Genomic DNA, 17,132 nt, shown 5'->3' on the forward strand with positions numbered 1-17,132 from the left:
CGCTACAGCTCCCGGCTGGCGATGAACCGGGCCGCGGCGTGGCCGAGCGCCAGGCTGACGGATTCGAACATCTCGTCGAAGGCCGCGAACACCGCCTGGTTCAGCCGTGCCCCGGCCGGCGTCCGCGAAAACGCGATATAGGCCTCCAGCTCGGCGTCGGTCAGCGGGCGATAGGCCATCGCCAGGTAGGAATAGAGCCACTCCACCGTATCGGCGCGGATCGCCTCCTCCTGGCTCCAGACATCGGCCAGCATGTCCTGCTCGGTAAAGCTCCGCCCGAAGGCGCCGCCCTCGGACAGGCCCCGATAGAAGGCGTAGTTGGAGTTCATCGCGCCGACCACGTTGCTCTCCACCAGCCCGTTGACCTCCACGAAGGTCTCGATCAGGTCCAGCCGCGGGTCGCCGGCCTCGGCCATCTCGGCCAGCGCGGCGCGGCTCTCGGCATCGACATCCGGATCCAGCAGCGCGCGGCGGGCGGAGTTCTCCAGCCGGATGACGCGGCGGCCGAGTTCGGACTCGAAGAAGTCGAGCATCGGCGCAAGCGCGGCGCCCTCCAGCTCCCGCGCCAGCGTGCTGCGCACGATCCGCTCCAGCCGCGGCACCGCGTAGATCTCGTCGACCAGCGCGTCCCAGGCCGCGCCGCCGCCGCCGTCGAACAGCTCGGCCGCCAGATCCCGGCTATAGTCGATCCCCTCGGCGCGCATGATCTCGACCACCTCCGCCATGGCGAGTGCCTCGTAGACGGCGTCGATCCGCGCGGTGTCGGTCCGTGCGGTGCCCTGGCCCGGGCCTTGGGTCGAGCCTTGGTTCGAACCTTGGTTCGGGCCCTGGTTCGGGCCCTGGTTCGGGCCAAGGTCCGAGCCTGGGTCCGCGCCCTGGGCCTGGGCGAGCGCGGCGGAGAACAGCAGGAAAACGGGAAGGAACAGGGCGCGCAGCATGGGCTGGGGTCTTTCGGTTGGCGGACTGTGCGCCCTAGCTAACCTGCGCGCGGCGGCTTTCCAAGAGCGCGGCGGCGGCGGGGCGGAAATCGGTCCCGGAAAGGGGGTTGCACGGACCGCGCCGTTCGCCTAAATGCCCCGCCTAGACCCTTCGCGGAGAGGTGCCGGAGTGGTCGAACGGGGCGGTCTCGAAAACCGTTGAGCCTTCACGGGCTCCGAGGGTTCGAATCCCTCTCTCTCCGCCACTACAGTCCCTGTACAGCCCGGAGACATGGGTAACAGATCGTGCCTAAGACATGGGTGACACCCGCGTGCCGAACGGGGGTGCCGGGACGCTGCATGGCTTGAGATCTCCCGCCTTTCGGTCCCCAATACCGCCAGGCACGGCATGCGGAGGCCGACATGGAGGCGAACAGCCCGATCAGATACGGTCTGGTCCTGTTTCCCAACTTCCCGATGATGGCCTTCTCGGCCCTGATCGAGCCGTTGCGCGCGGCGAACCAGCTGTCGGGCGCCTCTGGGACTCGGCGGCCGCCGGCGACGAGGAACTCGACATCATCACCGTCGATACCGATTGGCAGCAGAACACCGGGGATGCGATCGCAGGCCAACTGCGGGACGCGGGCTTTCCTGTCCGGCGGTCGGTGATCCCCGGCTCCACCTTCTGGAACAACTGGGACGAATATCCGTTCTCCCTGACCGAATGGAACGGGCGTCCGCTGGGCATTCAGGTTCTGAACCTGGCGTATCGTTCCGGCGCCGCCTGGAACGAGAGCGCCTATGACAATCCCGACTTCGACGCCGCCCTCGACGAGGCCCTGTCGAGGGCCGATCCGGATGCGCGCCGCGAGGTCATGGCGCGGCTGGAGACCATGCTGCGCGAGGACGGCGTGATCGTGCAACCGTACTGGCGCTCGCTCTACCGGTCGTTCCGGCCGAAGGTGAACGGGTTCGGGGCGCACCAGGCCTTCGAGATGCATCTCGACAAGGTCTGGGTCGACAGCTGAGCGGCGCGCCCGATTGGATCGGCGGTGACGCGGCCGAGCTGCGAGCGTGGCGCGCGGCGCAACCCGATGCCCGCGCGCCATCTCTGCCCGACGATGTCGCGCTGCACCACGTGGCCGATGACCACGGGGGCGGGCTCGACTGCGTTCCGCGGGACGCCCGGGCCGGCGCGCTCGTCCACTTCCACGGCGGCGGGTTCGTCACCGGCTCGCCCTGGACCCACAGATGCGTCGGGGCGTGGCTGGCCCATGTCCTGAGGCGCATCGTCTGGCTGTGCCCATATCCGCTGGCGCCCGAGACCACCCTGCCCCGGCAAGCCGACACCGCGGCCCTGCGGCTGTGGCAGGCCCGGATCCGGTTCGGCGACGGCCTGATCCTGTCGGGCGACAGCGCCGGGGCCCTGCTGGCGCTATGGGCTTTCGCGCGGTCCGGGGCCGCGCTGCGGCCGGCCGTCGAGGCGACGCTTCTCTTCTACGGGTATTTCGGGCGCGTCCCGGTCACCGGGCCCGAGCGCGACGGGCTGGGGCCGGCTTCGGTGCGGGCCATGCAGGACAGGCTGGACCCCGAAGGCCGCATGCCGGGCGATGCCATGCTCGACCCGCTCCACAAGGACTTCCCGCTGCCGACCCGAACCGTCGCGCTCGGTGCCGCGCGCGATCCCCTGCTGGAGAACACCCGGGCGCTAGCGACGGCGCATCCGGACGTCCGCGTGCTGACCGCGCAGGGTCTCGGGCACGGATTCCTGTCCACGCCGACGCAGACCGCCGCGGGGCTGGCGGAGGTCCGGAGACTGTCCGATCTGCTGCGCTGACCCCGAGCCGGCACGAACAGAACAGCCCCGAAGCCGAACACGATGGCAAGCGCCTGCGCCCGCGCATCCCGCCGCCGCCATCCCCCGGTTGCGTCTGCCCCGAAGAGCCGCTACGGTCCGCCCAAATCCGTTGGGGTGCCCCGGAGCGGGGCTGAGAGGCAGTGCGCCAACCCATCGAACCTGATCCGGGCAATGCCGGCGTAGGGAACGGAGATCGCGCATGCAGGCCATCCGCCTGCCCGTTATCCCGACTCCTCCGGCGCAGCCCCGCACGGAGGACGGAAATGGCAGCGGTCGCGACGCTCCTGATCATCGCAGGCTCCGACAGCGGCGGAGGGGCCGGCATCCAGGCCGACCTCAAGACCGCCTCGGCGCTCGGCGTCTACGGCGCCACGGCCATCACGGCGATCACCGCGCAGAACACCATGGGCGTGCGGGCCGTCGCGCCGCTGGCGCCCGACATGGTGGCGGCGCAGATCCGCGCGGTGCTCGACGACATCCGCGTGGACGCGGTGAAGATCGGCATGCTGGCCACCGCCGACATCGTCGCGGCGACGGCCGGGGCGCTGCAGGACTACGCCGGGCCGGTGGTGCTGGACCCGGTGATGGTCGCCAAGTCCGGCGACGCGCTGCTGGACGCGCCGGCCGTCTCGGCGCTGCGCGAGGAGCTGCTGCCGCGGGCGACGATGCTCACCCCGAACCTGCCCGAGGCCGCCCGCCTGCTGGGCCGGGAGGCCACCGACCCGGCCGAGACGCGGGGCGCGGCGCTCCGCGCGCTCGGGCCGGAGACGGTGCTGGTCAAGGGCGGCCATGCCGACGGGCCGATCTGCCGCGACGTGCTGGTGACCGGCGCGGGCGCGCTGGCCTTCGAGGCGCCGCGGCTGACCACGCGCAACACCCATGGCACCGGCTGCTCCCTGGCCTCGGCCATCGCCGCCGAGATGGCCAAGGGCGCGGACCCCGAGGCGGCGGTAGGGCGGGCCCATGGCTGGCTGCACGCGGCGATCCGGGCGGCGGACCGGCTGGGCGTCGGGCACGGGCACGGGCCGGTCCACCACTTCCACGAGGTCTGGGCATGACCGCCGAGGTCACCGTCCTTGGCGCCGGGGTCGCGGGGCTTTGCGTCGCGCACGAGCTGGCGGCCCGGGGCGCGGCGGTGCGCCTTCTCGACCCTGCGGGCGGGCCCGGCCCCGAGGGCTGTTCCTGGTGGGCCGGCGGCATGCTGGCGCCGTTCTGCGAGGGCGAGACGGCGGAGGAGCCGGTGGTGCGGCTGGGCGCCGGGGCCGCGGACTGGTGGCGCGCCGCCGGCGCGGCGGTAACCGCGGCGGGAACGCTCGTGGTGGCGCTCGGCCGCGACCGCGGGGAACTCGACCGCTTCGCCCGCCGGACGCGCGGGCACCGGCGGGTGACGGGCGGGGCGCTGGCGGAGCTGGAGCCGGACCTCGCCGGGCGCGTTCCCGCCGCGCTGCACGTCGCCGACGAGGCCCAGCTCGACCCGCGGGCGGCGCTTGCCACCCTGCGCGACGGCCTGGCGGCGCGCGGTGTCCGGGTCGCGACCGAGGGCACGCCGCGGGGCACCGTCATCGACTGCCGCGGCCTCGCCGCGCGCGACCGGCTGCCGGGCCTCCGCGGCGTGCGGGGCGAGATGGCGGTGCTGCGCGCGCCCGACATCGCGCTGCGCCGCACGGTGCGGCTGCTGCATCCGCGCCACCCGCTCTACCTCGTGCCGCGCGGCGACGGCGTCTACATGCTGGGCGCCACCCAGATCGAGAGCGCCGGCCGCGGCCCGGCCACGCTGCGCTCGGTGGCGGAGCTTCTGAACGCGGCCTACGCCCTGCACCCCGCCTTCGCCGAGGCGGAGGTGCTGGAGATCGGCGCCGACGCGCGCCCCGCCTTCCCCGACAATCTGCCGCGGATCGTCCGCGAAGACGACCGCATCCATGTCAACGGCCTGTTCCGGCACGGCTTTCTGCTGGCCCCCGCGCTCGCGCGGATGGTGGCGGCGCTGGTGCTGGACGGCGAGCACCCGGAGCTTTTGCAATGAAGATCACGGTCAACGGCACGCCCACCGACATCGCGGCGACCGACCTGGCGGCGGCGCTGGAAGAACTGGGCTACGGCGAAGCGCGCGTGGCCACGGCGGTGAACGAGACCTTCGTGCCCGCCGCCGCGCGCGGACACCAGGCCCTCGCCGCCGGCGACCGGCTGGAAATCCTCGCGCCGAAGCAGGGAGGCTGAGATGCCCGTCTTCTACGGAACCGAGATCGCCTCGCCGCTGATGCTGGGCACGGCGCAGTATCCCTCGCCCGCCGTGCTGGCCGAGGCGTTCCGCCGCTCCGGCGCCGGCGTCGTCACCGTCTCGCTGCGGCGCGAGGCGGCGGGCGGCGGCGGCGAGGGGTTCTGGGAGCTGATTCGCGCGCTCGGCCGCCCCGTGCTGCCCAACACCGCCGGCTGCCATTCGGTACGCGAGGCGGTGACGACGGCGCATATGGCGCGCGAGGTCTTCGGGACCGACTGGATCAAGCTGGAGGTGATCGGCCATTCGGACACGCTGCAGCCCGACCCGTTCGGGCTGGTCGAGGCGGCGCGCATCCTGTCGGACGACGGGTTCAGGGTCTTTCCCTACACGACCGAGGACGGCATCCTCGGCGGCCGCCTGCTGGAGGCCGGCTGCGAGGTGCTGATGCCCTGGGGCGCGCCGATCGGCACCGGGCTGGGGCTGAACAACGTCTACGGCCTGCGCACGCTGCGCGCGCAGTTCCCGGACGTGCCGATGGTGATCGACGCCGGGCTCGGGCGGCCCAGCCAGGCGGCGCAGGCGATGGAGATGGGCTTCGACGCGGTGCTGCTGAACACGGCGGTGGCCAAGGCCGGCGATCCGGCGGCGATGGCCGAGGGCTTCGCCCGCGCGCTGGAGGCCGGGCGCCTCGCGCGCGCCGCCGACCCGATGGAGCCGCGCGACATGGCCGCGCCCTCAACCCCCGTCCTGGGACTGGCGGTGCTGGAATGACGCTCGACCGGTTCTATCCGATCTTCGACCATCCCGACTGGCTGGAGCGGGCGCTGCCGCTGGGCGTGAAGCTGGTGCAGCTGCGCGTGAAGGACCGGCCCGAGGCGGAGCTGCGCGGGCTGATCGAACGGTCGCGCGATCTCTGTCGGGCGACCGGCGCGGTGCTGGTGGTCAACGACCACTGGCGGCTGGCGGCGGAACTCGGCTGCGACTGGGTGCATCTGGGGCAGGAGGATCTCGACGGCGCCGACCTGGCCGCGATCCGGGACGCCGGGCTGAAGCTGGGCATCTCCACCCATGACGCGGCAGAGCTGGCCCGCGCGCTCGACTGCGCGCCCGACTACGTGGCGCTGGGGCCGGTCTGGCCGACGATCCTGAAGAAGATGAAATGGCACCGGCAGGGGCTGGAGCGCGTGGCCGACTGGAAGCGCCGCATCGGCGACCTGCCGCTGGTGGCGATCGGCGGACTGTCGGTGGCGCGCGCGCCCGAAGCCTTCGCCGCCGGGGCCGACATCGCGTCGGTCGTCACGGACATCACCCTGAACCCGGACCCCGAGGCGCGGATCCGCGCGTGGATCGGGGTGACGCGATGAGCCGCTACGCCCGCCAGCAGGCCGTGCCGGAGCTGGGCGCGGCGGGACAGGCCCGGCTGCGCGCCGCCTCGGTGCTGGTCGTGGGCGCCGGCGGGCTGGCGGCGCCGGTGCTGCAATACCTCGCCGGGGCCGGCGTCGGGCATCTCCGGCTGGTCGATCCCGACCGCGTGGACGAGAGCAACCTGCACCGGCAGACGCTGTTCCGGGCGGGCGACCTGGGCCGGCCCAAGGCCGCCGCCGCGGCGGCAGCGCTCGACGGGCTCAACCCCGACTGCCGGATCGAGCCGGTCACCGCCGCGCTCGGCCCGGGCAACGCCGCCGCGCTGGCGGCGGGCACGGACCTCGTGCTCGACTGCGCCGACAGCTTCGCCGCCAGCTACATCCTGTCGGACCACTGCCACGCAAACGGCCTGCCGCTGGTCAGCGCCTCGGTCGTCCGGACCGAGGGCTATGCCGGCGGGTTCTGCGGCGGCGCGCCGTCGCTGCGCGCGGTCTTCCCCGACCTGCCGCACCGGCTGGGCTCCTGCGCCGAGGACGGCGTGCTGGGCCCGGTGGTGGGCGTCGTCGGCAGCCTGCAGGCACAGATGGCGCTGGCCGGGCTGGCCGGGTTGGCCCCGACCCCGCTGGGCCGGATCGCGAGCTACGACGGCCTCGCCCACCGGTTCGGCGGGTTCTCCTTCGCCGGCGCGCCGGAGCCCGCCTGGCGGCCGCGGTTCCTCGACCCCGCGGAGATCGCGCCCGGCGACTTCGTCGTCGACCTGCGCGCGCCCGCCGAAGGGCCGCTCGTCCGCGACGGCGCCCGGCGCCACGCCGCGCAGGAGTTCGGCCCCGGCGGCCCCTGCCCCGCCCCCGGCCAGCGCGCCGTGCTGTGCTGCCGCTCGGGCCAGCGCTCGTGGAGTGCGGCGGAACGGCTCGCCGCCGCCTGGGACGGAGAGATCACCCTCGTCGCCCTCGGCGACCCAACCGGAGAAACCGCATGCGATACCTGACACTGCTCTTCTGCCTCTGCGCCGCGCCGGCCGCGGCGGCCGACAAGCTGACCCTCGTCCTCGACTGGTTCGTGAACCCCGATCACGGCCCCATCGTCATCGCGCAGGAAAAGGGCTATTTCGCCGAGGCCGGGCTGGAGGTCGAGATCGTGGCCCCCGCCGACCCGGCCGACCCGCCCAAGATGGCGGCGGCCGGCAAGGCGGATCTCGCCATCTCCTACCAGCCGCAGCTGCACCTGCAGGTGGCCGAGGGGCTGCCGCTGAAGCGCGTCGGCACGCTGGTCGCCACGCCGCTGAACTGCCTGCTGGTGCTGGAGGACGGGCCGATCGACTCGGTCGCCGATCTCGAAGGCCGCAAGGTCGGCTTCTCGGTCGCCGGCGTCGAGGAGGCGCTGCTCTCGGCCATGCTCGCGCCCGCCGGGCTGGGGATGGACGATATCGAGCTGGTCAACGTGAACTGGTCGCTCTCGCCCTCGCTGATGTCGGGCCAGGTCGACGCGGTGATCGGCGCCTTCCGCAACTTCGAGCTGAACCAGATGGAGATCGAGGGCGTCGGCGGCCGCTGCTTCTATCCCGAGGAGGAAGGCGTGCCGGCCTATGACGAGCTGATCTACGTCGCCAATCCCAACCGGATGGACCCGGAGGCGATCGACCGGTTCCTCGCCGCGACCGAGCAGGCGGTGCAATACATCGTCAACCACCCGCAGGACAGCTGGGAGATCTTCGCCGCCACCTCGGCCGAGCTGGACGACGCGCTGAACGCGAAGGCCTGGCAGGACACCTGGCCGCGCTTCGCCCTGCGCCCCGCCGCCTTCGACGCGGGCCGCTACGCCCGGTTCGAACGGTTCCTGCACGCGGTCGGCCTGACCGAAGAGGTGCGCCCCGTCTCGGACCTCGCGGTCCTGCCGGGGGCCGGCCAATGAGCTACGGCCGCACCTTCCCCCTGTGGCGCGCGGCGGCGGGCGGGGACTGGCGGGCCTATACCCGCCATCCCTTCGTCGCGGGCCTCGCCGACGGCAGCCTGCCGCGCGACGCCTTCCTGCATTACCTGGTGCAGGACTACCTGTTCCTCGTCCATTTCGCCCGGGCCTGGGCGCTGGCCGTCACCAAGGCCGACACCATCGAGGAGATGCGCACCTGCGCCGCCACGACCCAAGCGCTTATCGACGACGAAATGCGGCTCCACGTCGAGACCTGCGCCGCCGCAGGAATCGACGCGGCGGTGCTGCAGGCGGCCGAGGAGCGGCCGGCGAACCTCGCCTATACGCGCTACGTGCTCGACGCGGGCCACGCGGGCGATTTCGCAGATCTGCTCGCGGCGCTGGCGCCCTGCGTGCTGGGCTACGGCGAGATCGGGGCGCGGCTGGCCGACGAGGCCACGGCCGACACCTACCGCGACTGGATCGGCACCTATGGCGGCGCGGACTACCAGGCGCTTTGCGCCGAGGTGGGCGCGCTGATCGACGGCGCCGTCGCGCGGCGGCTGGGCCCCGCGCCCGAGGACAGCCCGCGCTGGCCCGGCCTCTGCCGGCGCTTCGCCACGGCGACGCGGCTGGAGATCGGCTTCTGGGACATGGGGCTGGCCCCGTGACGCCGCCGCCGGGCCTTGCCTTTTCCGGCCGGGTGACGGCGGGCGGCTCGGTGCTGCTCGGCCCCGTCGAGATGCAGGCGGCGGCCGGGCGCTGGACCTGCCTGCTCGGCCCCTCGGGCACGGGCAAGTCCACGCTCCTGCACTGCTTCGCCGGGCTGGCGGAGGCGCTGACCCTCGACGGGCGGGCCGAGGCGCAGGACGACCGGCCCCTGCAGGGGCGGGTGGCGCTGATGGCGCAGTCGGACGGGCTGCTTCCCTGGCTCACGGTGCAGGAGAACGTCACGCTCGGCGCCCGGCTCAGGCGCAGGCGGCCCGACCGGACCCGGGCGCAGGCGCTGCTGGCCCGCGTCGGGCTGGCCGATCTCGCGCGGCGCAAACCCCACGCGCTGTCCGGCGGGCAGCGCCAGCGCGCGGCGCTCGCCCGGACGCTCTACGAGGACCGGCCGGTCGCGCTTCTGGACGAGCCGTTCTCGGCGCTCGACGTGGCGACGCGCGCCCAGATGCAGGATCTCGCCGCGTCCGAGCTGCGCGGGCGCACGGTCCTCCACGTCACCCACGACCCGGCCGAGGCCGCCCGGCTGGGCGAGCGCATCCTCGTCCTGACGGCCGCGGGGATCGAGGAGATCGGCACCGACGGCGCCCCGCCGATCCCCCGCGCCCCGGACGCCGGCGCGACGCTGGCGACGACCGGCCGCCTGACCCGCCGGCTGCTGGAGGCCGCATGACCGCGCTGCGCCTCGGCCTGCCGCTGCTCCTGGGCCTCGCGCTCTGGCAGGGGGCGATCCTCGCGCTCGCCATGCCCGCCTTCATCCTGCCGGGACCGCTGCGCGTGGCCGAGGCGCTCTTGGCCAACCGGGCGCTGCTGGCCGAGCACGCGGCGATCACCGTCACCGAGGTGCTGGTGGGGCTGGCGCTCGGCGCGCTGCTCGGCTGGCTTTCGGCCACGCTGCTGGCGCTGTCGCCCGTCGCGGCGCGCAGCCTGCGGCCGCTTCTGGTGTTCAGCCAGGCGATCCCGGTCTTCGCGCTGGCGCCGATCTTCACGCTGTGGTTCGGCTACGGGCTGGGCTCCAAGATCGCGATGGCGCTGCTCATCATCTACTTCCCCGTCACCTCGGCCTTCTACGACGCGCTGACGGCGACCCCGCCCGCCTGGGTCGCGCAGGCGCGGATCATGGGGGCGGGGCCGGCGCGGATCCTGTGGTGCGTGCGGATGCCGGCGGCGCTGCCGGGGCTGATGTCGGGGCTGCGGCTGGCGGCGGTCTATGCGCCGATCGGGGCGATCATCGGCGAATGGGTCGGCGCCTCGCGCGGGCTGGGCTATCTGATGCTGTTGGCCAACGGGCGGGCGAAGATCGACCTGATGTTCGCCGCCGTGCTGGTGGTCGCGGTGCTGACCATCCTGCTGCACCGCGCGGTCGACGCGCTGGCGCATTGGGTGGAGCGGCGTCAGACCGACACCTGAGACGGCGGAGGGGATAGCATGACGCATGGATCGGAGCGGCCGAGAGCCCCGGCGCCGAGTCCGCGTTCGTGCCCGGAGGCGTGCCGCGCCCCCCGGCCCCTTCGCACCGCCGGTGCGGCCACCACCGCCGGACCGGACCTCGTGACGGGGAGCCTCGTGACGAAGGTCTCGACCTCCCCACAGACTGCCTGCATAATCCACAGATTGCCCGGCCGGTGCGCATCCGGACCGGATTCGCGGTGGATAACTTGCATTTTGTCACATCTGCTTAACAATCCGTCGTATTTCTTCTGCACGGACAACCGAACCAACAGGGATGGATATGAAACAGGGACTGATGAGCGCAGGGGCCCTGCTCCTGCTGTCGACGTCGGCGTGGGCCGCCTGCCCGGCCGTCACCCAGAGCGACATGATGGGAATCGCCGCCGGCGAGTACCCGCAGCAATACGAGCTCTCCGCCTACGAGGACGCCGCGGGCTGCGACATGGCGTTTTCCGCCAACCCCGAGGCGGAGACGCTGAACGCCGAGATCCAGGGCAACCCCGACCTGCCGCCGCTGGAAGAGCGTCTGCCGGCCGAGCCGCTGGTCGTCGTGCCCTATGACAGCGTCGGCGAATACGGCGGCACGCTGCACGCGCTGTCGAACGCGACCGAGGCGGGGACGTCGGACTTCCTGTCGATCCGCCACGTCAACCTCGTGCGCTACTCGGACGACCTGAACACCATCGTGCCGAACGTCGCCAAGTCCTGGGACTGGAACGACGACTTCACCGAGCTGACCTTCACCCTGCGCGAGGGCCACAAGTGGTCGGACGGCGCGCCCTTCACCTCGGCCGACGTGAAGTTCTGGTACGACAACACCGCGCTCGACCCCAAGGTCATCGAACAGCCCAAGGATTATGTGCTGGTCGCCGGCGAGCGGATGACGGTGGAGACGCCCGACGACCTGACCGTCGTGTTCAAGCTGCCCTCGCCCAAGCCGGGGCTTCTGGCGCATTTCGCCACGCATTTCGCGCAGGCCTTCCTGCCCAAGCATTTCCTCGGCCAGTACCACCCCGACATCAACCCCGATGCCGACGCCAAGGCGCAGGAATGCGGGTTCGAGACCGGGCTGGACGTGATCGCGGCCTATTTCGGCAACTCGGACTGGACGGACACGCCCACGCCGATGCTGAACAACCCCGACAAGCTGGACTGCCTGGACAAGGCGACCTACCCGACGCTCGAGTCGCATATCTATGTCAGCGACACGACCGAGGGCCGCAAGCTGGTCGCCAACCCGTACTTCTTCATGGTCGACACCACCGGTCAGCAGCTGCCCTATATCAGCCGCCAGGACGAGCTTTACGCCAACGACAACGAGGTGCGTATCCTGAAGCTGGTCAACGCCGAGGCCGACTACAAGTCGCAGTCGCTGACGCTGGCGGCCGCGCCGATCTTGCTCGACGGGATGGAGAGGGGCGACTACTCGGTCCAGCTGAAGCCAACCATCGCGATGCCGGTGTTCAGCTTTAACGTCACCTCGGAAGACCCTGCGAAACGGGAGGTTTTCGGCGATCTGCGCTTCCGCGAGGCGATGTCGGTTGCGATCGACCGCAACGAGCTGAACGAGGTCGCCTTCTTCGGCCAGGGCGTGCCGAAGCAGTATATCGGCTTCTCGCCCACGCCGGACTTCGTCGATGAGGAGCTGACCGGCTACAAGGCGGAATACGATCCCGAGGCGGCCAGGAACCTGCTGGACGAGATCGGCATGGTCGACACCGACGGCGACGGCTTCCGCGAGCTGCCGAACGGCGACCCGATCGTGCTGAACATGCAGTTCGCCACGCAGGGCATCGGCGGCGAGGTCGTCGAACTGGTGGCGCAAAACTGGGCCGATGTGGGCGTGCAGACCACCGTGAAGGAGGTCACGCCGGACGAATACCGCTCCGCGCAATCCTCCAACGCGCTGGATGTCGGCATGTGGGAGAAATCCCAGCCGGTCGCCATCGTGATGGGCAACAACGAGCTGTGGGTGCCGCCGTTCGAGAACTACTTCGGCCACCGCACCGGCATGCTCTGGGCCGAATGGGTCGACACCGACGGCGCCTCGGGCGTCGAGCCGCCGGACTTCGTCAAGCAGCTGATGGAGGACATCGCCGCCTTCCAGGGCGCCGAGCCGGGGTCGGACGAACAGGCCGAGATCGGCGCGCGCATGGCCCGCACGATGACCGAGAACCTGCTGTTCATCGGCACGGTGCAGGCGCCGAACGTGATCTATCACCGGAACGCGCTGAAGAACGTCGCCGAGTTCAAGACCCAGTCCTACGAATACTACCGGACCTTCCCCTACCTGCCCGCCCAGTGGTGGCTGGACGAGTGATCCGGAGCGATGCGAATCGCGTCACCTGACTGAAAATCCGGCGCCGGGCGGCAAAAGTTGCCCGGCGCCTTCTTGACCGGGCGGGCGATTCCCGCCTTGGATCGGGAAAAAAGGCAACGGGGGCCATGCTTCATTTCCTGCAATTCGCGGCGGTCCGGGCGGCGATGGCCCTGTTCACGCTGCTGATGGTCTCGCTGATCGTCTTCACGCTGATGGAGCTGGTGCCCGGCAACTGCGCCGAGCGCTACCTCGCCTTCAAGAACACCCAAGGCTCCGGCATCTCGGTGGAGGACATCGAGGCGGAAGAACGGCGCCTCGGCCTCGACCGACCGTTCCTGGTGCGCTGGGGGTCCTGGGTCGGCAACGTGTTCTTCCGCGGCGAGTTCGGCGACAGCTGCATCCTGCGGCTGAACATCAACGACCTTCTGGGCGACAAGTTCCTGATATCGCTTGGGATATGCCTGACGGCGCTGGCCTTGGCCTATCTCATCGCGATCCCCGTGGGAATCATATCCGCCTCGTCCAACAGCGCGATGCTGAACGGGAGCCTGCGGTTCGTCAGCTATCTCGGGCTGGCGATGCCGAACTTCCTTCTGGCGCTGATCATCATGCTGATCTCCACCGTGGTCTGGGGCGACTCGCTGACCGGCCTGTTCTCCAACGAATACCGCGACGCGGACTGGTCCTGGGACCGGGTAAAGGATTTCCTGTCCAGGGCCTGGCTGCCGGTCTTCATCCTGGGCTGGTCGGCCACCGCCTTCGCGCTGCAGACGGTGCGGGCGCTGATGCTGGACGAGCAGTCCAAGCTCTACGTCACCGCGGCGCGCGCCCGCGGGCTGTTCGGCCGGCGGCTTCTGTGGCGCTATCCGGCCCGGCACGCGCTGGGGCCCATCGTCAACAGTCTGGGCTTCGACCTGAACCGGATCTTCAACGAGCTGCCCATCGTCGCGCTGATCCTGACGCTGACCGAGGCCGGCGCGCTGCTCCTGGAGGCGCTGGCGCGGTCGAACGACCAGCAGCTGGCCGGCGCGATCATCTTTCTGCTGACCGCGTCCATCGTGACGGTCAACTTCCTGACCGACATGGCGCTGGCGCTGATCGACCCGCGGATGCGCAAATCCGTCATGGGAGGCGCGGCATGAGCAGTACCGGCGACACCCGCACCAACCTGGCCGAGACCACCGGCCCGCATGTGGAAGTGGTCGAGACCGACGACGCCGTCAGCCGCCGCGCCAGGGAAGCCTATTTCACCGCCACCCAGCGCCAGCTGATCTGGGCGCGGTTCCGGAAGAACCGCACCGCAATGATCGCGGCGACGGTGCTGATCCTGCTGATCCTGATGGGCCTCTTCGCGCCGTTCCTGTCGCCCTACGACCCGACGATCAAGGGCCGCGACAAGGACTATACCAACGGCGCCCCGCAGATCCCGCAGTTCTGCGACCATAACGGCTGTTCGCTACGCCCCTTCATCTACGGCGTGAAGCGCGAGCGCTCCATCGAGACCAACTTTCGCTGGGTGACTTCCATCGACACCGAGAACCGCAAATACGTGCAGTTCTTCGTTCAGGGCGATCCCTACCACCTGTTCGGCGTGATCCCCGGCGAGGTGCACCTGATCGGCGTGGACGAGGGCTTCATCCACCTGTTCGGCACCGACGACACCGGCAAGGACATCTTCAGCCGCACGCTGCACGCGATCTACACCTCGCTCGCGGTGGGCACGCTGGGGGTGCTGATCTCTTTCGTGCTGGCTCTGATCATCGGGGGGGCGGCCGGCTATTTCGGCGGCGTCGCCGACGGGATCATCCAGATGGTGACCGACGCGATCCGGACCATTCCCATCATCCCGCTCTTCATGGCCATCGCCGCGTTCATCCCCGACACGTGGTCGTCGGAGACGCGGTTCTTCTTCATCTCGATCATCATCGGCTTCATCAACTGGCCGACCCTGGCGCGGCGGGTGCGGACCCACCTTCTGGTCGAGCGGACGCAGGAATACGTGCTGGCCGCGCAGCTGTCGGGCGCCGGCGCGGGGCATATCATCCGGCGGCACCTGCTGCCGTCCTTCACCTCCTACATCATCGTGGACCTGGTGATCTCCTTTCCCTACATCGTGCTCAGCGAGACGGCGCTGTCCTTCATCGGCCTCGGCCTGAAGGATCCGGTGAACTCCCTCGGCGTCATGCTGCAGAACACCACCTCGGCCGATGTGCTGCTGAACTACCAGTGGTACTTCATCCCCGTCTTCTTCTTCATCGCGCTGGTTCTCGCCTTCGTCTTCGTGGGCGACGGTCTGCGCGACGCCGCCGACCCTTATGCGAGCAGCAAGAAATGACCGCACCGCTGATCGACGTCTCCGACCTGACGATCCGCTTTCGCACCGACGAGGGGCTGATCACCGCCGTGGACCGGGTGAATTTCCAGATCGCGCCGGGCGAGGTGCTGGGGCTGGTGGGCGAATCCGGCTCGGGCAAGTCGGTGACGGCCAAGGCGCTGATGCGGCTGAACGGCGGCAACACGGTCTATGACGAGACCAGCCGCATCACGCTGAACGTCCCCGACCGCCCGCCGCTGGAGGTGTTGGCGCTGAAGCGCGAGCGCGACATGATCCCGGTGCGCGGCGGTGCGATCTCGATGATCTTTCAGGAGCCGATGGCCAGCTTCGCCCCCGCGATCACGGTGGGCGACCAGATGGTCGAGCAATTGCAGCTTCACTCGGACATGTCGAAGAAGCGGGCCAAGGAGATCTCCATCGAGATGCTCGACCGCGTCGGCATCTCGGATCCTGCCAAGCGGTTCTCGCAATATGCGTTCGAGTTCTCCGGCGGCATGCGGCAGCGGGCGATGATCGCCATGGCGCTGTCGACCAATCCCCGCCTGCTGATCGCCGACGAGCCGACCACGGCGCTGGACGTCACGATCCAGGCGCAGGTGATCGACCTGATGAAGGACCTCGTGAAGGACTTCGGCATGGGCATCCTGTTCATCACCCACGACCTCGGCGTGATCGCCCAGACCGCCGACCGCGTGGCCGTCATGTATCTCGGCCGGATCGTCGAGACGGGGCCGGTGCGCCGCGTGATCCGCAACCCGGCGCATCCTTACACGCAAGGTCTGCTGCACGCCCTGCCGCGCCTCGACGACCTGGAGGCGCCGCTGACCCCGGTGCCGGGCGACATCCCCTCGCCGCTGGAGCGCCCGGCGGGCTGCGTGTTCCACACCCGCTGCCCGATCGCCATCGAGGGGGTCTGCGACCGCGACATCCCCGGGGTCACCACCGTGGAAGAGGCGCATACCGCCCGCTGCTTCGCGCTGGACAAACCGCAGGAGGCCGCCTGAGATGACCGTCCCGCTGGTCTCGCTCGACACGCTGTCGGTCCACTACCCGCTCGGCCGCCGCCTGTTCGGCAAGCCGCCGGTGCTGAAGGCCATCGACAAGGTCAGCCTCGACATCCCGCGGGGGTCGTTCTTCGGGCTGGTGGGCGAGTCGGGCTCGGGCAAGACCACGCTCGGCCGCGCCATCCTGCGCGCCGCGCCGATCTCGGAAGGCCGCGTGCAGTTCAACGACGGCGAGGTGGACCACAATCTCGCCGAACTGAAGGGCGACGCGCTGAAGGATTACCGCAAGCGGGCGCAGTTGATCTTCCAGGACCCTTACGCCGCGCTGTCGCCCCGGATGACCGTGCGCGACATCATCGCCGAACCGCTGGAGGTGATGGGCCTGACCAAATCGCGGGCGGACACCGACGAGCGGGTCCGCGAGATCGCCGCGAAATGCCGGCTGAACCTGGAACACCTGCGCCGCTTCCCGCACGCCTTCTCCGGCGGGCAGCGGCAGCGCATCTCCATCGCGCGGGCGCTGGTGACGGGGCCGAAATTCGTGGTGGCCGACGAGTCGGTGGCCGCGCTGGACGTCTCGATCCAGGCCGATATCCTCAACCTTCTCAAGAGCCTGCAGCGCGACCTTGACCTGACCTTCCTGTTCATCAGCCACGACCTGTCCGTCGTCGCCCATGTCTGCGACCAGGTGGCGGTCATGTATCTCGGCAATATCGTCGAGATCGGGCCCACGCGCGAGCTCTTCGCCCGGCCGAAGCACCCCTACACCAAGGCGCTTCTCTCGGCGATCCCGTCGCTCGACCCCGACGACACCGGCCGCGCGCAGCGGCTGGAGGGCGAAGTGCCCAGCCCCGCCGACCCGCCCCCGGGCTGCCGGTTCCATACCCGCTGCCCGGTGGCGCAGGCGCGCTGCAGCCAGGACGCGCCGCACCTGCTGGCGGCCGATGCGCCGGGAACGCGCGTCGCCTGTCACTTCTGGCAGGACAACATGGCGGAGGCGGAGACCGTCGGGTGAGTCTCGGACGGCTTTCG

Annotated in this window: 18 protein-coding genes, 1 tRNA gene and 1 riboswitch; of the genes, 18 read left to right on the top strand and 1 reads right to left on the bottom strand. The window is 70.6% G+C overall.

Annotated elements, in window-relative coordinates; translation table 11 throughout:
• Positions 1-2 precede the first annotated feature (2 nt).
• On the bottom strand, positions 3-938 hold the full coding sequence (locus P1J78_RS07370; RefSeq protein ID WP_275566688.1) for a DUF2059 domain-containing protein: 936 nt from the start codon (positions 936-938) through the stop codon (positions 3-5).
• 155 nt (positions 939-1,093) lie between these two features.
• Here P1J78_RS07370 and P1J78_RS07375 point away from each other — a divergent pair.
• From P1J78_RS07375 to P1J78_RS07460, 18 genes are all read left to right on the top strand, one after another.
• Positions 1,094-1,183 (top strand) — tRNA-Ser (locus tag P1J78_RS07375).
• 399 nt (positions 1,184-1,582) lie between these two features.
• Positions 1,583-1,945, top strand: a complete 363-nt coding sequence (locus P1J78_RS07380) for a periplasmic substrate-binding domain-containing protein (RefSeq protein WP_309568112.1) — start codon at positions 1,583-1,585, stop codon at positions 1,943-1,945.
• A gap of 110 nt (positions 1,946-2,055) precedes the next feature.
• Positions 2,056-2,754, top strand: a complete 699-nt coding sequence (locus tag P1J78_RS07385) for an alpha/beta hydrolase (RefSeq protein ID WP_275566689.1) — start codon at positions 2,056-2,058, stop codon at positions 2,752-2,754.
• A gap of 121 nt (positions 2,755-2,875) precedes the next feature.
• A riboswitch (TPP riboswitch) is annotated at positions 2,876-2,978 on the top strand.
• A 60-nt stretch (positions 2,979-3,038) separates the two neighbouring features.
• Positions 3,039-3,833 (top strand): bifunctional hydroxymethylpyrimidine kinase/phosphomethylpyrimidine kinase, encoded by a 795-nt coding sequence (gene thiD / locus P1J78_RS07390; protein WP_275566690.1) that lies wholly within the window; start codon positions 3,039-3,041, stop codon positions 3,831-3,833.
• Entirely contained in the window at positions 3,830-4,798 is a 969-nt protein-coding gene (locus P1J78_RS07395; RefSeq protein ID WP_275566691.1) for an FAD-dependent oxidoreductase, read from the top strand. The genes thiD and P1J78_RS07395 overlap by 4 nt, the downstream gene beginning before the upstream one ends.
• Entirely contained in the window at positions 4,795-4,992 is a 198-nt protein-coding gene (gene thiS, locus P1J78_RS07400) for a sulfur carrier protein ThiS (RefSeq protein ID WP_275566692.1), read from the top strand. Before P1J78_RS07395 ends, thiS begins: the two co-directional genes overlap by 4 nt.
• Position 4,993: 1 nt before the next feature.
• Complete coding sequence (locus tag P1J78_RS07405) at positions 4,994-5,764, top strand: thiazole synthase (RefSeq protein ID WP_275566693.1); 771 nt, start codon at positions 4,994-4,996, stop codon at positions 5,762-5,764.
• A complete protein-coding gene (locus tag P1J78_RS07410; RefSeq protein WP_275566694.1) occupies positions 5,761-6,357 on the top strand; it encodes a thiamine phosphate synthase in 597 nt (198 codons plus the stop codon). The genes P1J78_RS07405 and P1J78_RS07410 overlap by 4 nt, the downstream gene beginning before the upstream one ends.
• Complete coding sequence (locus P1J78_RS07415) at positions 6,354-7,346, top strand: HesA/MoeB/ThiF family protein (RefSeq protein ID WP_275566695.1); 993 nt, start codon at positions 6,354-6,356, stop codon at positions 7,344-7,346. The genes P1J78_RS07410 and P1J78_RS07415 overlap by 4 nt, the downstream gene beginning before the upstream one ends.
• Positions 7,334-8,269: an ABC transporter substrate-binding protein gene (locus tag P1J78_RS07420; protein ID WP_275566696.1), complete on the top strand. Its 936-nt coding sequence runs from the start codon at positions 7,334-7,336 to the stop codon at positions 8,267-8,269. The genes P1J78_RS07415 and P1J78_RS07420 overlap by 13 nt, the downstream gene beginning before the upstream one ends.
• A complete protein-coding gene (gene tenA / locus P1J78_RS07425) occupies positions 8,266-8,937 on the top strand; it encodes a thiaminase II (protein WP_275566697.1) in 672 nt (223 codons plus the stop codon). The genes P1J78_RS07420 and tenA overlap by 4 nt, the downstream gene beginning before the upstream one ends.
• Positions 8,934-9,662, top strand: a complete 729-nt coding sequence (locus P1J78_RS07430; protein ID WP_275566698.1) for an ABC transporter ATP-binding protein — start codon at positions 8,934-8,936, stop codon at positions 9,660-9,662. The genes tenA and P1J78_RS07430 overlap by 4 nt, the downstream gene beginning before the upstream one ends.
• Positions 9,659-10,399, top strand: a complete 741-nt coding sequence (locus P1J78_RS07435) for an ABC transporter permease (protein ID WP_275566699.1) — start codon at positions 9,659-9,661, stop codon at positions 10,397-10,399. The genes P1J78_RS07430 and P1J78_RS07435 overlap by 4 nt, the downstream gene beginning before the upstream one ends.
• Positions 10,400-10,736: 337 nt before the next feature.
• Positions 10,737-12,761 carry an ABC transporter substrate-binding protein gene (locus tag P1J78_RS07440; protein ID WP_275566700.1) on the top strand — a complete coding sequence of 675 codons (2,025 nt, stop codon included), beginning with the start codon at positions 10,737-10,739 and terminating at the stop codon, positions 12,759-12,761.
• Between the two features lie 125 nt (positions 12,762-12,886).
• Positions 12,887-13,903, top strand: coding sequence for an ABC transporter permease (locus tag P1J78_RS07445; RefSeq protein WP_275566701.1), 1,017 nt, complete (start codon positions 12,887-12,889; stop codon positions 13,901-13,903).
• Positions 13,900-15,096: an ABC transporter permease gene (locus P1J78_RS07450; protein ID WP_275566702.1), complete on the top strand. Its 1,197-nt coding sequence runs from the start codon at positions 13,900-13,902 to the stop codon at positions 15,094-15,096. Before P1J78_RS07445 ends, P1J78_RS07450 begins: the two co-directional genes overlap by 4 nt.
• Complete coding sequence (locus P1J78_RS07455; protein WP_275566703.1) at positions 15,093-16,100, top strand: ABC transporter ATP-binding protein; 1,008 nt, start codon at positions 15,093-15,095, stop codon at positions 16,098-16,100. The genes P1J78_RS07450 and P1J78_RS07455 overlap by 4 nt, the downstream gene beginning before the upstream one ends.
• 1 nt (position 16,101) lies before the next feature.
• Complete coding sequence (locus P1J78_RS07460) at positions 16,102-17,115, top strand: ABC transporter ATP-binding protein (RefSeq protein ID WP_275566704.1); 1,014 nt, start codon at positions 16,102-16,104, stop codon at positions 17,113-17,115.
• The last annotated feature ends 17 nt before the right edge of the window (positions 17,116-17,132 follow it).

Source organism: Psychromarinibacter sediminicola, assembly GCF_029168335.1.
In the GTDB taxonomy this organism is placed as follows: Bacteria; Pseudomonadota; Alphaproteobacteria; order Rhodobacterales; family Rhodobacteraceae; genus Psychromarinibacter; species Psychromarinibacter sediminicola.